General features: G+C 37.9%; 15 protein-coding genes. 7 read left to right on the top strand and 8 right to left on the bottom strand.

All coding sequences use genetic code 11. From position 1 onward, the window contains the following. Nucleotides 1-17: 17 nt before the first annotated feature. Complete coding sequence (locus HDE68_RS14725) at nucleotides 18-3,071, bottom strand: SusC/RagA family TonB-linked outer membrane protein (RefSeq protein ID WP_183882978.1); 3,054 nt, start codon at nucleotides 3,069-3,071, stop codon at nucleotides 18-20. A 338-nt stretch (nucleotides 3,072-3,409) separates the two neighbouring features. On the opposite strand from HDE68_RS14725, the gene HDE68_RS14720 reads away from it, so the two are divergent. Further along, entirely contained in the window at nucleotides 3,410-4,303 is an 894-nt protein-coding gene (locus tag HDE68_RS14720; RefSeq protein ID WP_183882977.1) for an AraC family transcriptional regulator, read from the top strand. 49 nt (nucleotides 4,304-4,352) lie between these two features. On the opposite strand, the gene HDE68_RS14715 is transcribed toward HDE68_RS14720, so the two are convergent. Beyond that, nucleotides 4,353-5,087, bottom strand: coding sequence for an SDR family oxidoreductase (locus tag HDE68_RS14715; RefSeq protein WP_183882976.1), 735 nt, complete (start codon nucleotides 5,085-5,087; stop codon nucleotides 4,353-4,355). 65 nt (nucleotides 5,088-5,152) lie between these two features. After that, nucleotides 5,153-6,034, bottom strand: coding sequence for a helix-turn-helix domain-containing protein (locus HDE68_RS14710; RefSeq protein ID WP_183882975.1), 882 nt, complete (start codon nucleotides 6,032-6,034; stop codon nucleotides 5,153-5,155). Between the two features lie 148 nt (nucleotides 6,035-6,182). Here HDE68_RS14710 and HDE68_RS14705 point away from each other — a divergent pair, with 148 nt between their 5' ends. Both HDE68_RS14705 and HDE68_RS14700 read left to right on the top strand, forming a co-directional pair. Next, on the top strand, nucleotides 6,183-6,998 hold the full coding sequence (locus tag HDE68_RS14705) for an SDR family oxidoreductase (RefSeq protein WP_183882974.1): 816 nt from the start codon (nucleotides 6,183-6,185) through the stop codon (nucleotides 6,996-6,998). Nucleotides 6,999-7,079: 81 nt separating this feature from the next. Beyond that, the gene (locus tag HDE68_RS14700; RefSeq protein WP_183882973.1) at nucleotides 7,080-7,997 is read left to right on the top strand and encodes a helix-turn-helix domain-containing protein; all 918 of its coding nucleotides are present in this window, start codon (nucleotides 7,080-7,082) and stop codon (nucleotides 7,995-7,997) included. Here the strand turns inward: HDE68_RS14700 and HDE68_RS14695 are convergent. Beyond that, nucleotides 7,994-8,548 carry a GNAT family N-acetyltransferase gene (locus tag HDE68_RS14695; protein WP_183882972.1) on the bottom strand — a complete coding sequence of 185 codons (555 nt, stop codon included), beginning with the start codon at nucleotides 8,546-8,548 and terminating at the stop codon, nucleotides 7,994-7,996. The two genes, HDE68_RS14700 and HDE68_RS14695, sit on opposite strands and share 4 nt — an antisense overlap. 305 nt (nucleotides 8,549-8,853) lie before the next feature. On the opposite strand from HDE68_RS14695, the gene HDE68_RS14690 reads away from it, so the two are divergent. Then, entirely contained in the window at nucleotides 8,854-9,207 is a 354-nt protein-coding gene (locus HDE68_RS14690; protein WP_183882971.1) for a hypothetical protein, read from the top strand. 155 nt (nucleotides 9,208-9,362) lie between these two features. Beyond that, a complete protein-coding gene (locus tag HDE68_RS14685; protein ID WP_183882970.1) occupies nucleotides 9,363-10,130 on the top strand; it encodes a hypothetical protein in 768 nt (255 codons plus the stop codon). Between the two features lie 71 nt (nucleotides 10,131-10,201). Here HDE68_RS14685 and HDE68_RS14680 read toward each other — a convergent pair whose 3' ends face one another. Then, nucleotides 10,202-11,572: a hypothetical protein gene (locus HDE68_RS14680; protein WP_183882969.1), complete on the bottom strand. Its 1,371-nt coding sequence runs from the start codon at nucleotides 11,570-11,572 to the stop codon at nucleotides 10,202-10,204. 108 nt (nucleotides 11,573-11,680) lie between these two features. On the opposite strand from HDE68_RS14680, the gene HDE68_RS14675 reads away from it, so the two are divergent. After that, a complete protein-coding gene (locus HDE68_RS14675) occupies nucleotides 11,681-12,271 on the top strand; it encodes a DUF6707 family protein (RefSeq protein ID WP_183882968.1) in 591 nt (196 codons plus the stop codon). A 111-nt stretch (nucleotides 12,272-12,382) separates the two neighbouring features. Here HDE68_RS14675 and HDE68_RS14670 read toward each other — a convergent pair whose 3' ends face one another. Further along, nucleotides 12,383-13,231 carry an endo alpha-1,4 polygalactosaminidase gene (locus HDE68_RS14670; RefSeq protein ID WP_183882967.1) on the bottom strand — a complete coding sequence of 283 codons (849 nt, stop codon included), beginning with the start codon at nucleotides 13,229-13,231 and terminating at the stop codon, nucleotides 12,383-12,385. 233 nt (nucleotides 13,232-13,464) lie between these two features. On the opposite strand from HDE68_RS14670, the gene HDE68_RS14665 reads away from it, so the two are divergent. Further along, entirely contained in the window at nucleotides 13,465-14,100 is a 636-nt protein-coding gene (locus HDE68_RS14665; RefSeq protein ID WP_183882966.1) for an OmpW/AlkL family protein, read from the top strand. Nucleotides 14,101-14,237: 137 nt separating this feature from the next. Here the strand turns inward: HDE68_RS14665 and HDE68_RS14660 are convergent, their stop codons facing one another. Continuing rightward, a complete protein-coding gene (locus HDE68_RS14660; RefSeq protein WP_183882965.1) occupies nucleotides 14,238-14,720 on the bottom strand; it encodes a hypothetical protein in 483 nt (160 codons plus the stop codon). A gap of 109 nt (nucleotides 14,721-14,829) precedes the next feature. Then, nucleotides 14,830-15,882 (bottom strand): ribosome-inactivating family protein, encoded by a 1,053-nt coding sequence (locus tag HDE68_RS14655; RefSeq protein WP_183882964.1) that lies wholly within the window; start codon nucleotides 15,880-15,882, stop codon nucleotides 14,830-14,832. Nucleotides 15,883-15,984: the final 102 nt, after the last annotated feature.

Below are 15,984 nucleotides of genomic sequence, written 5' to 3'. Positions count from 1 at the left end.
GTGACTGTCTTTAAATGTTATAAGCCTAATTTTGCACCCAGCAAGAAAGTCCGGTATCTTGGATAGTTCTCATTTGTTCCTGAACTACCTGCTATATCAGGGTCTAATCCTTTGTATTTGGTAAACAGGAATGGCTCAATAGCCTGTGCATAAATGTTCAGGTGCCTTACTTTGAGTTTCTGTAAGAATTTGGAAGGGATATCATAGCCTAATGAAATGTTCTTGATGCGTATATAATTTGCATTCTGTATCGAATAACTGGAGCCGCCCTCAGAATTTCCCGGACCACCGGGGCCAGCGGGTAAAGTCTTTAAAGAACTGCCAAAAGCATTTGGACGGGGGATATTCGTATTGGTGTTTTGTGGTGTCCAGTAATTTGCACCTTCTACAGTTACATTACTGGTATTGCCGTCGGCTGCATTATAATAAGTGAGGTTGGTATAAGTCAGGTTATTTAATTGATGACCATATTGGTAAGTTGTAAATATGGTCACAGACAGGTTTTTGTATTTGAAATAATTCCAGAAACCGCCCCATCCTTTAGGAATACTGGAGCCAACCACGACCTGGTCGAGTGGTGTAATTTTACCGTCCCCATTTACATCTTTAATCTTGATATCTCCTGGTTTACCATTAGGATTCAATTTAAAATCATCTCCCTGCTGATATAAACCATCATAAACATAATTCACAAAAGTTCCTGAAGGAGGGAGCCCGACCCTTAAAGCCAGGTTGATAGAATCGCGTCCCGGAAATAATTTAGTCACTTTACTTTCATACTTTGACCAGTTCAGTGAAGCCTGCCAGGTAAAGTTTTTCGTTTGAACCGGGGTAACTTTCAACGCAAGATCAATACCTTTTGTGTTCATTGCTGCCACATTGATCTGTTCATTATAAAATCCAGAAGAAGGTGCAAGGGTAAAAGGAAGTAGTAAACTGCTGATTTTCTTATTATAGACATCAGCACTGAACTGCACTTTGTTATTGAATAAAGCAATGTCAGTACCGATGTTAAACTGGTGCTGGCGTTCCCATTCTAAAGATTCGTTTCCTGCATTACCGCCAATCTGGTACCCACTTGTTGCCGATGAACCGTTAAAAGGGTATTGAGATTGATTATAACGGGTATAGATAGCGTCATAAGGCAGGTTCTGATTGCCAATTAAACCATAACTTAATCTTAATTTCAGATCACTGAATATTGTATGAAATTTATAGCCGATAAATGGCTCATCGATAATTCTCCAGGCTAAACTTGCTGAGGGGAAAAAGCCAAACTTATTGTTTTGCCCGAAACGGGACGATCCATCCTGACGGGCAGTAACGTTCACTATATAACGGCCCTTGTATTTATAAATAGCCCTGGCCAGCAGCGATCTGACAGACCATCCGTCATAATTTGAATTGTCCTGGAGTTTGATTCCGGCACTGCCAATATTTTTATAAGATAACAGGTCAGTAGGGAATTGTGTACCCTGCATGTCTGTGGCAGTATTCTGGTGCCGCTCAAAAGTAAAACCACCCAACACGTTTAATTCGTGATTTTTAGCCGTAAAGCTATAAGTAGCTGTGTTTTCCCATAAGACATCCGTTGATTTATATTTGTAAATCTCTCCAAAACCATTTGTACTAAAACCTTCTCCCGTATTGCGGGGATAATATTTTCCAGTTTCTCCTTCATAAATGTCCACACCAAGACTGGAACGCAGCAGCAAAGATTTAATAGGGGTAAATTCCATGTATAAGTTGCCATTGCTGCGGTTGGTATTACTGTTATTTACACTGTAAAGTGCAGAAGTTAAAGGATTACGGATAGTCAGTGTACCTGTACTATTGTCTGTAATCACCAGAGGTTGGCCGTCTTCACCATAAATAGGCATTAACGGACTTTGAGTTAAGGATTGTCTGAATTGATTGTCAGTACCATTTCTGGTTTCGTCATGTGTTAAATTCATGGAACCACCTAATTTCAATTTATCTGATAGGGTAGATTCCAGGCTAAAGAATGTGCCGTATTTTTTGTAACCAGTATTGATCAGTATACCATCCTGGTTCAGGTAGTTTGCACTAAAATAGACTTTGTTTTTTGCTGTTCCGTTAGATACTGAAATGGAATAGTTCTGCATAGGTGCGTTCTGGCGGGTAATTGCTTTTTGCCAGTCGTAGGTTTTATAGCCGTTAGCAATGCTTTCCAACTCATATTTGTTAAACAATTTGGCATCCGATGTGCCTATTGGAAAAGTCACAGGATCGGCATCAAACATAGCAACACGTCTTAAATTGGCATATTGCTCTCCGTTAAGCATTTTATAGGTAGTGACAGGTTTTTGTATGCCATAATAAACATCAAAATCAACAGTAGATACACCTGCTTTCCCCTTTTTAGTGGTCACAATGATTACACCAGCTGCAGCTCTGGAGCCATAAATACCTGCAGCAGCGGCATCTTTCAGAATCTCTACAGACTGGATGTCATTGGGGTTAATGTTCCTGATATCGCCAACTAAAGCAACACCATCAACAATAAAGAGCGGGCCTTCGCTTTGCGTAATGGAGTTAATCCCTCTTACATTGACAGAAGTACCTGCACCTGGCCGGTAGCCCGTTCCCCTGATTTCCAGTCCCGGGGTTCTTGAAGCCAGCGCACTTGCCAGGTTAGTTACTGGTAATTCTGAGATTTCCTGCGCCGAGATACTTGAAACGGAACTGGTCAGATCGGTACGCTTTTCTTTTCCGTAACCAATCACAACCACTTCAGAAAGATTATTCGCATCCTCCAGTAAAAAGGAGAGAACAGTGGTGGTATCACTTACCGTAATTTGTTTTGGAATAAACCCAATATAGCTTGCTTCTACAACGGCTCCTTTTACAATGTTCAGACTAAAATTACCTTTATCATCCGTGATCATTTTAGTAGGATCAGCTCCCTTCATTTTAATTGTAATGGTGGATAGGGGAAGCTTCTGCTGGGTTTTAGCATCCCTGACCACTCCTTTGATATGCTTTTCCTGGGCTGCTGCACTGAGTACACAGCCAATAAAAAGCATAAGAATCAGTAATTTTCTTTTCATGTTATATTTGGTTATTTGATATTTCTGGTTGCAATGCAGGCTGGTATTGCCTGATGTTTTTAAGCTAAAAGGGGATAAGAGCAATAAATAGGTTTACCTTATTGCTGTTTTAATATAAGAAGCTGTGGATTTGAAATTTTGATGCAGGAACTGGAATGAACCGGAAACAGAAGCTGTTACACGATCTGGAAAAATAGATTGTTTCATACGGAAATTCAAAATCAAAAAATAGATTTATAATATTTGGTTATTGTAAACCTATCTGAAATCTGATGGAAGAAAAATAGTTATTCTTACGGACATGATGGACTTTCTTATGATTATGATAAGTTTGTGTTATGAAAGCAAATGAACTCCGCAAAAGGGAAGGTTTTTATGGGCAGAAACTAATAGTTCTTCCTAAAAAGGTAATCAATGATTTTTTAATCAAGGATGCAATTACTAAGCAGATACATATTACTGATATTGGTTATTATCCTAAGGCGGGCTTTCATTATGCGGAACGTAATGCAGGTATTGGTCAGCACATTATCATTTACTGCATTGAAGGTTTTGGCTGGGTAGAAATTAATAAGAAAAGGATAGAAATAGGGCCTTCTGAGTTTATCGTCATCCCTAAAAATGTTCCGCATAAATATGGTGCAAGTGAAAATAAACCATGGACAATTTACTGGATACATTTTAAAGGAGAATTGTCAAGTTATATTGTGGAACTGATTTTAAAGAATACGGAAAATTTCCAGCCTAATCTGTCTTATAATGAACAGCGAATCAGGTTGTTTGATGATATTTATCATACTTTGGAAATGGGATACGGCAGTGATGCACTGCGTTATGTCAGCATGACTTTCTCGCACTTTTTGTCTTCGTTGATTTATCAGAAGAAATTCAGCAGTCCGGATCAGCAACCACAGAAAAATGTAATAGAACTCACTATCGGATTGATGCAGCGAAAAATCCAGACTGATGTGACGCTAAAAGAGCTGGCCGATTTTGCGAGTCTTTCTGTTTCCCATTTTTCTTCTGTTTTTAAAGCTAAAACGGGGTATTCTCCGATAGAATATTATAACCATCTGAAAATACAGCATGCCTGTCAGTATTTATCATTTACAGATATGTCTGTGAAAAGCGTTTCTGTTACGCTTGGTATTCAGGACCCTTATTATTTTTCGAGGATGTTTACAAGGTTAATGGGAGTTTCACCTGCGGGTTATCGTAAAAAGGCAAAATAAAATTAAAGGGGTTATATTGAGTAATAACCCCTGATGTGAAATTTAGGTTTTACCAGGGACAGTTTGACCCGGGAAAATATTCTTCACTGAAATATTCCCCGGTAGGCCCGTTGTGACCAATTAATGCATATTTGGCAATACGCTGCCCTGCTTCTTCAACAGTACTGGTACCTTGCTGATTGGTAAAGTCAGTTTTAGTCCATCCCGGACAAACAGCATTAACTTTGAATGCAGTGTCACGAAGCTCGTAAGCAAGCTGAACGGTGTACATGTTAAGTGCTGTTTTACTGGACTGGTATATGGCAATTTTATTGTCATAAGCGGCTGAGGATTTGTTGGCTGCCAGCGCTAATGAACCCATTGCGGAACTGACATTCACAATACGTGGTTCTGCTGATTTTTTTAACAATTCAATAAAAGTCTGGGTAACGCGTACGACACCAAAGACGTTTGTCTCATAAACTGTTTTAAATTGATCGATAGTGGAATGGATTGCTGATTGTGGTATTTCTCCCGCTATGCCTGCGTTATTAACCAGGACATCCAAAATTTCCGATTTTTCACCAATTGTTGTAGATGCGGCATGGACAGAGTCCTGATCGGTTACGTCCAGTTCTATCGCTTCTACGTTTGTAAGCCCTAAAGATTTAAGCTTTTCAACTGCTGACAGGCCATTTTCCAGTTTTCGGCAACCTAAATATACTAAGAATCCTTTTTGGGCAAGTATTTTTGCTACTTCAAAGCCAATGCCTTTGTTTGCGCCTGTTACTAATGCTGATTTCATTTTTGTTCCTTTTGTTGTTGAACAAAGGTAGACGGCGAAAAAATGGGAGACAGGGACAAATCCTCTTAATTGTGGGACAAATCCTTCAATTCAGCCAGATAGCTGCTAATGCTCTTACCGATACTTTTTTTGAAAAGACGTGAAAAATAGCCTGGATCGTTAAAGCCTAGTTCATAAGCCAGCTCCTTAACTGAAATATTGGAATATTGCAATTTCCGCTGTGCTTCGAGCATGAGCCGGTTCGTGATCCATTCTTTTGGAGAAACTCCTCCAAATTCTTTTACAATAGCATATAAGGTATTGGAGGTCAGTGCCAGGCTATCTGCAATACTTTGTACATCATGGTGCTCGGTCAGCTGGATTTCCACTGCCAGTTTAAAAGCGATATATTTTTCCAGTCTGGAACCGGTAATACCTTTGTGGTTTTGGTATTGCTCAAAATAGGCGGTATTGAACTCGGTCAGCAAGGTATGGAGATGGGCCAGGATGACTTCTGCTTTTCTTTGCTTTCCGGGGGCGTGAAGGAGTTGAAACAGCCCTGACAGCAGATTTTTGATTCTTTGTTGCGCAGCCGGATCAAAGGTAATCGCATTGGTGTTGAATGGATTAACAAGAAATTGATAAGTGCCGGGCAGCAGTGTTAGTGTATGCTCATCAAAAGAAAGCGCATATTGAGGCATCGTTTTATCATAGGGCAACTTGGTAAAGATCTGGTTGGGCAATCCGAAAGCCAGTTCACCATCATTAATGATGAATTCTTTTAAATCAGTCTTAAATGTTGCTGAATCCTTTTCCAGGTACTGGAAATAATAGAAGGAAAGCCGGTGGGGTTTGCGCAATATACGTATGACGTCCTCAGGCAAAGTTATTTTGCAATTCTCATTCAGGGCGATCGCGAGTTTATCGTGATGCCTGATCTTGTCCAGTAATCCTGTAGTTTCTTCCACCGCTGGTCATTTATTTAAAACAAAGATAAGCTGTTGAATGAATAGCTCAGCCTGAAAATCAGTAAAAAGAATACAAATCACAGGAATTTGTATTATCTGCAGCTCATCTATTGATAGCAATTTTACATTATAATTTAAAATTACAAAAATGAGAAAGACAATTTTAATAACAGGTGCAAGCAGTGGTTTAGGAAAAGAAACAGCTGGATTATTTCAACGTAAAGGCTGGAATGTTATCGCTAGTATGCGTAACACGGTAAACGGTATAGAACTCGCAGCATTAGAAGATGTTCTGGTAACCAAGCTCGACGTTTTGGATTTAAGTTCCATTGAGAATACAGTAAAGATGGGGATTCAAAGATTCGGGAAAATTGATGTACTGCTTAATAACGCTGGTTATGGCGCCTATGGACCTTTGGAATCTTTTCCAAGAGAAAATATTATACGTCAGTTTAATACGAATGTGATTGGCCTGATCGATGTAACTAAATCATTGTTACCTCATTTTCGGGTGAATAGAAGTGGTATGATTATTAATATTTCCTCTATCGGTGGTAAAATGACGTTTCCATTAGGTACTTTGTATCATGGAACCAAATTTGCTATAGAAGGTATTTCTGAATCTTTAAAATATGAGCTTGAACAGTTTGGTGGTCAGGTAAAGATTGTGGAACCGGGGGCTATTGCAACTGATTTTACAGGTCGTTCGCTTGATATTAGTAACGATGAAACTCTTGCTGAATACCAGCCGCTGGTTGGAAAAATTATTTCAGCAATGGGTGAGTTATTTCAGAATGCTTCATCTGCAAGTGTAATCGCTAATGTTATTTATGAAGCGGCTACCGATGGTAAAGATCAACTCAGATATACCGCTGGTAATGATGCGCAGGTTATGGTCGACAACCGCAGACAATATGACGATGAATCTTTCATGGAAGGTATAAAAAAACAATTCGGGATTTAATCTCTTTAAATTGGATTATTGGAGTCATCGCAGTGGTGATGACTCTGATAATAATGATATTTACAGAAAAACATGATTGATATGAGAAATGAATTTATCCATTTGCAAATGATCTCAGATTTACTGAAGCTATTTGGTTTGGGTAATCATATTCAGCATCCTTTGATAGCTATCATAGATTTTAGTAAGATAGGTGAGCCAATAGAAGACGGGCTGAAAATTTCCTCAGATTTTTATTCAATGATGTTTAAAAGTTACCCAAGCAACAAAATAAAATACGGGCGCAAAACTATTGATTTTCAGGATGGCAGTTTAATCTGTATGGCCCCCAATCAGGTCATTGAAATAGATAATGAAGTACAAGCTCAGGAAAACGCAATGGGTTGGGGCTTATTTTTCCATCCTGATCTGATCAGGACGACTTCATTAAATGATAAAATGAGGGAATATAGTTTTTTTTCTTACGAAACATCCGAAGCATTGCATTTGTCAGAAAAGGAAAAGCAGCTCTTATACGACTGTGTATTGAAGCTCGAAACTGAGCTTAAGGAGAACATCGATATGCATAGTCAGGCTATTATTGTTTCTACACTTGAATTGCTGTTAAGTTATTGTACACGTTTTTACGGGCGGCAATTTATTACAAGAAAGAGTTCTAACAATTCAGTAATAGTTCAAATTGAGAAAATTCTGACAGCATATTTTAAGAATACTGCTATAAATGAAAATGGATTGCCGACAGTAAAATATCTGGCAGACCGGGTGAATCTGTCTCCTGGGTATTTGAGCGATCTACTCAAAAAGGAAACAGGGAAAAACACCCTGGACCACATCCATTTTTATTTAATTGAGGAAGCTAAAAATACACTGTTAAGTACAAACAAATCTGTTAGTGAAATAGCGTACGCTTTAGGATTTGATTATCCTCAGTACTTTAATAAACTTTTTAAGCAAAAAACAGGAAAAACTCCCATAGAATTCAGAGTTATGAATAGCTAATCCATAAGTTTTACAGAGGTTTCAACCAGCTTTGCATACATCTTGAAATTACCTGGTGTCCCTCTGACCGTACGGTATGATTTTAACAATCCTTCGTAAGTATAGCCGCATTTAACCAGCACCTTTTCAGAACGTGAATTTGTTTCAAGAACAGTAGCCTGTATCCTTACTAAACCAAGTCTGGAAAAGCCCCAGCTGGTTATTGCTTTGCATATTGCAGGTGCTATACCTTTCCCCCAGTAATCAGGTGATAAATCGTAAGCAATTTCTGCACTTTTGTTTAAAGTAGAGATCGTATGAAAACCTATAGTTCCTATTAACTTATTAGCTGCCTTATCAATTACAGCTAAACGTACAGCAGAATCTTTATCAGCAGAGATATATTCCTGATATAAGACATCCAGATCTTTAACAGAACTGAGGTCCCAGCTTGTATCCTGATATACTTCTTTGATAGACAAATAGCTATACCAGCTCTGTAAATCTTCTTTTTCAAGCTGTCTGAAATAAATTCCGGGATAATTTATTTCAGGGACGAATTCTATTTTCATTATTTATTTTTTAATGCTTATCGCTGAACCCACATTGGATAACCGCCTGTCTGACTCCTGTAATTCTGCTCTCACTTATCAGGTTTTCTACTGCTTTCTGATAATTACCCCGTGGCTCATCTTCATTTAAAACGCAGGATAATTTTGAAGCATTATTACTGTAAATGCTAATGCCTTCCCAACCTGGTAAAGATTGTACAGCTTTCTTATTTTCGATATTTATTAAGTTTGGCTTATTATCCTTATTGTTTTAAACGGGCTTATTTACTGCAAAAATATAAAAGGATTAAAAAATATAGGATAAAATGAGGTTATACAAAATGATTTTACTGATTTCAGTTTTTTTACTCAGCTGTTCCGGAACGCGGCAGCCATACTATCATGGATATGTTTATGATGAAATAACTAGAAAACCAGTGTCAAATGTACTGGTTAAAGAAAATATACGTGGAAATCCCAAATTTACACGGACAGCTACCAATGGCTATTTTAAAATAGAAAATAATACGCAGTATTTTTCAGATTTGATTTTTTCTGATGCACAACATCCGCCAGATACAATCCCCACGGCCTGGACACAACATGGTGAGAAATTGAGTTTTACTTTTGTAACCGATAAACCTGATACGGCTTTTCTCAGATCAAAAAACAAGCTTTAAAACCCAGAAAAGATAGAAATTTATTTTAAATATTTAGTTCAGTTTTAATGAGACTATTAATATATATCCAGCTGGTCTGGCTGTTACTAATCAACTGTAGTTGCACTCAGGCTAAACAAGAAAATCGGTTAAATCACTATAAATATGCGGATACCATGAAGCATATTTATTTTGCCAATTACGATTTTGGAGGTAGTTTTGATTTGATTTTAAATGGAATCAAAATTCGCAGAAATAGAAGAGACGGTGTAATTAGCGGGGCTGACTATCTGAACCCGTTTATATCAAAAAAAGGAATCCAGTATGTAACACTGATTGTAAAACCTTTGAATCCCCGGAATAAAATAACACCGCAACAAGCGAAGGACTATTTTATTGATATCATCTACACAGAAAATGGAGAGCCAGCACCTGTAAACAAGGTGAACAGATGTAGTTTTCCGGAGATTGATCATCCCGTAGATTCTTTAGTCCATACATGGACATTTGATGCAGTTGTATCTTATAAACTGGAAGGTTTAGAGAATTCTCAGGATTTAACAAAAGAAGATCCTGCTAAGCTGCTCAATGAAATTCTGGCTTATTATAAAAATGTACATGAGATAATTAATCTGGGAAACTCTGCTGAATATCTTCGGTTGTACAAAAAATCGCGGGAGCGGGAAATGGTTTCGATGTATTACGATGTGGCAAAACAAAATGAATATCTGCATTCATTTGTTCAAAGCGTAAATCATTCTAAGGGAGAGATGCAACCATTAACAGGTTATAAATTATTTATTCATCCTAATGGGAAATTGGCTGGATTAATAACTGATGACGGATCAACTCCTTTATATGCGAGAGATAAGGAAGGTAACTTGAAAAGTTATGGACTGGAGTTACATCGGGTTAAAAAGAGTGATAAACTGGAGGTCTACTAATTCAAATACGCAAAATAAAGAAAGTAACTTCTCCCTGCCTGATCAGCCTGGGAGAAGTTATCATAAACAGGTTATAAATAAATGGGATTAAATGTTAATTCCAACCAAAACCAATAGTAAAAGTTCCCGGTTGAAGATCTTGTATCTCTTGCAGAACGTAAATTAGTGATCTTATAATTCTTTGGTATTCTAATTTCTTTGAAATCAAGTGTCTGTTTTTCTTTGACCATTACGGTTTCACTCTCAGTTCCATCTTCGTAAACAAAATTTATTGATCTGAGGGCAGATTCGTAACGTGAGCCTGAGTGATAAAATCTTAAAGCAACAATTTCTTTATCCGGATCGGCCTTTACAACTTTCATTTTATCGCCGCCAATTTTTGTAGGTCTTAGTCCGTCATGGTCTTCGAAATTTACCTGAAAACTATCCATATTATTTCCATAATTAAAGATGATTTCTTTGATCTTACCACCCTTTTGATTCTCATTTGCGGGGCGCATCGCATGAAAAGTATTTTCGTTACCAGGTGAGAATGGTCCTATCGTAATTATATTAAAATGAGGGTCAATATTAGGAGGCGCATTTTCTGCGCCTGGCATCAGGCGGTTAGTATAAAAGAAGGAAGCATAAGATTGTGCAAAATCAGCGTTCCAGAATGACATCCAGCCTTCCTTAATCTTAAGTACTTCTTCTCTTCTATAATCCTTGCCATCAACAAACCTGTAGTTTTGTTTAAAGTTGTTGTTATCTGTAAATTTATCCTTTAAAAGAATATCTGTATCTTTAATAAACAGGCCTGTAGTAACGCTTTCGTAAATAATTTGCTGTGAGCGCCAATTGATTAATTCTGGTATCTGTTCTCTGAAAAAAGTCTGATAGCTATCTATTTGTTGCTGCAGGTCAAATACCCAGGCCTCATCAAATTCACCAAATAACGATTTGCCTGAGTTAATTCTCTCTTTAAGAATACCCAGGTGAATAATGGAAAAGGTGACGGTAAAGGGGATGAGCTCAATTTTTTGTTTGGATTTTGTGAGTTTAAAGTACATTTCTGTACACTTGCTGATTAGGATACTCAGCTTCATGGCTTGCTCTGTTTTGTTCTTTGCCATTACATAAGAGATCATGTCGCTTTTGATCGCCATCAGTTCGCTTCCATCACGGTTCATTTCAAATTCCAGAAATGCCAGTTTAATCACGTTCGAAACATTGTCGCTGATTTGTGCCCAGATATCAGCTTTTGCTTCCTTCCAAAAGCTTTTAATGATGAAACTGATGGCACTCCCGATATAAGGGGCTTTGGATGCCAGCGCAAGTGTAACTGTTCTGACTTTGGATTCCCAGCTTTCTTTTGGAGATGGGGCGGGTAGGGGGAAATAGTCTTTGCCTGATAAAACCAGGCGTTCGTAATCCGTAGGGATAGGTTGAGGGGTTAATGACATAAATAAAAAAAATTAAACTTTATTTCTGGTATTAATTGTTTAGATATTGCAATCTAAATAATTCCAGAAAAATTTAAATAGTTAATCTTAATGATTTAAAAATAATATATGAACCAGAAATTTCAAGCTGTAGCTGAATCCATAACCGACAAAAAATTACGAAGAACTGCAATTTCCTTATACACAAAATACAAGCCGACAGCTGCCAAAGAATTGGAAAGAGCAAGCCGGTTTGCTTTTGATTTGTATTTTAAAAACTATCAGAAAGAGTCTTTGGAAGTATGTGAAATTTTAGAAGAAGAAAACTTTACTGGCAATTATAACTTATGGACCTGGATCGAATCGGCATTATTTTTAAAGTGCTGGATTTTATGGAATTCTGATAAACAAAGCAATGAAGAAATCATAAAAAATATCATTCATACCATAAATTCAACAGTTGAATTTGGGAATGATCAATTGAAAAAGAAGATTAGTCTGAATGCAAGAGACCGGAGATTAAATGGAGGTTTATTGTATGATGACAGAATTGAAATTGCTATAAAAGAAGGTGACAGGGAATTTGAGTTACTTTGGCGAACCGGACAATTTAAAGAGTTATTATTTATTTACTTTTTAGGCGGTTCGACAGCATTTCCAAAAGAAAGAGTGTGGAAGGAGTTAGAGGAAAACGAAGATATAATTAAACAGGGAGTTTAAAATAACAGCTATTTTTTTGTTAAAAAATCTCAAAGTAGTGAGGGGACAGGTAATAAGCAAAATGTTTACCTGTCCTGCCTGGTATTGATGAATAAGCTTTATTTTAAACAATTAATTGCAGCGGTCTACCCATTGCGATAAATCCCGTTTTTTTAATATTGCGGTGTACTTCAGTTGTTTAGCTGAAGGGCAGACATTGGTCTGAAAGTTGGATTGGGACATTTTGTCGGTATATTCAACGGCAAAAACAGGTTTGTTTAATTGGATGTAGCCAGACACCTGAGCTTGCCAGCCTTGAGCGAAAGCATCTTCTGTTAAGGCCCAGTCAAATTTGGAGGCATAGTCCGCTGTTAATTCTTTGACATTTTTTTGTCCTATAGATAAGCCGTTGCTATGCGCCAGGTTAATAAGGTAGTCTGCATACTTTTTTGTATCAGCTAACTGAATGTTAAAACCAGGGTCATTATCATAAGAGTCCATATTGTCTGGTTCAATACCGTCAAATCCTTTTTTTAATATCATATTTAATCTGGAATTTAGCCATGGTTTAAGCTTGTCTATCTGCCGGATATCCAGCCATTTTTCTTTTGGCCATTCAGGGTACTGTTTTCCAATAAGCTCAGCAGGGATTAAGGAAGCATCATCGCGATCATTTTCAATAGTTCCAACGGAGAGATAGGCAATTACTTTTTTTCCTTTGGCATGTAAAGCTGCAACTGTTTCTGCAGTGGTCGTGAAGGCATCTACATCGACTACATCAGCCGAAAAATTTGTTGCACTGTTAATATCATCAAGCTGCCAGTCAAAACTAACACCTGCAGCGGGTTTCCACCAGGAGGTTTTGTTTCCGGAAGGTTGTGAAGTGTCAATCGGCTGTGCATCAGCACTGTTGTCTTTTTTGCATGCCACAGATAGGGCTATAGATGCAAATAATAATAAAATTGGCTTTTGATAATTCATTGTGTGTTTTATAAAGTTTCAACATGATAAACGGAAATTCGTTTTAGTTATTGTAATATAAAAGTTACATTTAATTTGATGGAATCACACTGTAGAAATATTCTTAAAATGACAGCTAAAACTGTATATAACCAATGTTTTTTATGATTAAGATCATGGAGAAAACTGTTTAAACTCATGTGAAGGTCGTGTAGTCATGAATACTTTTGATACATAATTTTAAATGATTCATTATGAAAAAGGTATGGATACTAGCGCTTTTAGTAAGCGTGACACTGACAGGTTTAGCGCAACAAAAAGGGGAGTGGCGCGTAAGATTACGTGGAACAGTAGTTGCTCCTGATGCGAGTGCAACGATCAGTACAATAGGCGGATCGGCAGATATAAGTACAACAGTAATCCCTGAACTGGATTTTACTTATTTTTTAACTAAAAACTTCTCAGCAAATTTAATCCTGGGTACAACACGTCATAAAATAACAGCAACAGAAACTGCTTTGGGAAATATAAATGTGGGTAAAGTATGGTTATTGCCACCCACATTAACATTTTTATACCATTTACCAGTTGCAAAAGGTATTTTACCTTATTTAGGTGCGGGTGTAAACTATACGGTTTTTTATGGCGCTAAAAATGGCCCTGCTATAGCGAGTACTGATTATAAAAATAAGTTTGCCTTTGCTGCACAGATTGGTAGTGATTTTGATATTGGTAAGAACTTATTCCTGAATCTAGATGTGAAGAAAATCTGGCTAAGAACAGAGGCAACAATAACTACTATACCGGAAGTTGCTGGTGGTGCAACTGTAATGGCGAATACAAAAATAGATCCGTGGTTATTTAGTTTTGGTATCGGAAAAAGGTTCTGATTTTTTACAGTAAAAGAAAAGATTAGTCAGGGTTAACAGCAATTTGTTTTTTTCTGATGAGATACAAAAAAAACGCGCTGATCAGCGCGTTTTTTTTACGGGGTTATTATTATAAGCCACAAAACGTTTATTGATCGTTACATCGCAAACGTTAAGTTATAAACTGGTGTGGCTACAAACCATGTTTTAAGTATACCATCGCCATTGGTGTCGCCTGGTTGGTTATCACCAGAATAGTAATGTAGGGGCCATCCTTTATAAGTAGTTTGTTTGGTATTATCTGTGCGGGTAATGGTACCAAAGTCTGCACTATCAAGTCCTGTTCCTATGGATGGATTCGCGTCATAAAAAGGAGGCCATTTTACTGCGCAGTCACCATAACAATTGGACTGGGCAGCGGTAGTGGAATCTGCAGCAGAGCTGTATAGAGTACGTCCTGCCTTGTCGGTTAAAATGTTTCCAAACTTTGCATGGTTAGCTAACTGTACGGTTATATCTGATTTCAAATTCTGAGGCTGTAAATTGGAAGACAAGTTCTTGTTATCTTTTGAACAGGATGCAAGACCGGTTACGAATGCAAGGCCAAGGATAATACTTGATTTTAGGAAGTTAATTTTCATCTGTATATGTTTATTGATGAAGCTATAATGATAGCTTCATCACCGATTTTAATTGTTTCTTTTTTAATGTTTTATAGAAAAATATGTGCTGATGACAAATAGCTGCTTGTTATAGCTCTGTGCGGCCCCAATTACCGGCACTGCCACCATTACCCAAACCATTTGGTGCATTCAGCAACACTCTTAGATAACGCTGAACATCTGCCCATGAACGCAAGGTCAAATCGTTAGGCGCTGATGTCGGGCTGTCTCCATTATTAGGATTGGCTCCCCTAACCACAAGCGGCCCTACTCCTGGATTGTTGTTCAGCGTAAAAGCCCATTCCGATATAGCGCCCCATCTGTTCTCCAGCACTTGCTGATAGGCTGGTAGTCCTGTATAAGTCCCGGCACCCATAGCATTATATATCACATTATATACGTCAGGAAAACGTACTGCTTCGGAAGTGATTTGAATCATTGTCATCAACGATTGAGCAGATTCCCTGGTGCGGGGCCCTGTCGGGTCAGTCATAAATGCCAGGTTGAAAAAGGTATTCCAGAATGAATTGTAGTTTAGCGGAGTAGCACCCCTTCCCCGGTTCGCAGCATCTCTACCCGACAGTTCGTTATAATTGCTTCCGTAAGATAGTGTTCTGATTGTCCCTGCCTGATACTCTAAATCTCTTAGCTGATTTGCTAAGTCATATTCAGGATCATTAAACTGAAACGTTTGTCCGTGGACATTTGTAAAACCCCGTACGTAAAGATCCTGTGGTGATATCCAAAGCAATGTTTGTGTTGCACCACTGATAAATCTTATACGGATTATGCCCGGATTGCTATTGCCTTGCGTGGCAAGTACTGTTTGGCGGAAGGTATGACCAGTAGCATTCCTTATTTCATTGATCATTTGTGCATACCGGGATTGCATACTTGACCCAGAGTGATCACCTGGTGAATTCATGTTAAAGTCAATGTAGACAATGCGATTTATTGGAACATCGGCGTGGGCACTTGATACTCCAAATAGCAGGCTGGCAAAAAGACAACAGGTTGCGGTGACTTTAGCCGTTGCCTGAGCTAATTTGTAGGAAATAGCTTTTCGTATTCCTTTCGTTCTGCCCTTTAACAGGTCAATTTCACCTTCACGTTTTGTGTTTTGGTTTTTTGTGTTGTTCATGTTTGATGATTGTGTTTTGTTTGAGGCTTGGTCGTAGAGAAATAGAAAACCTTACAGATTTTAAAAAAAATAAATAAAATTGTCAGGTATCACATTGAAGTA

Source organism: Pedobacter cryoconitis (assembly GCF_014200605.1).
Lineage (GTDB): Bacteria > Bacteroidota > Bacteroidia > Sphingobacteriales > Sphingobacteriaceae > Pedobacter > Pedobacter cryoconitis_B.
This window is presented reverse-complemented; position numbering and strand designations above follow the sequence as displayed.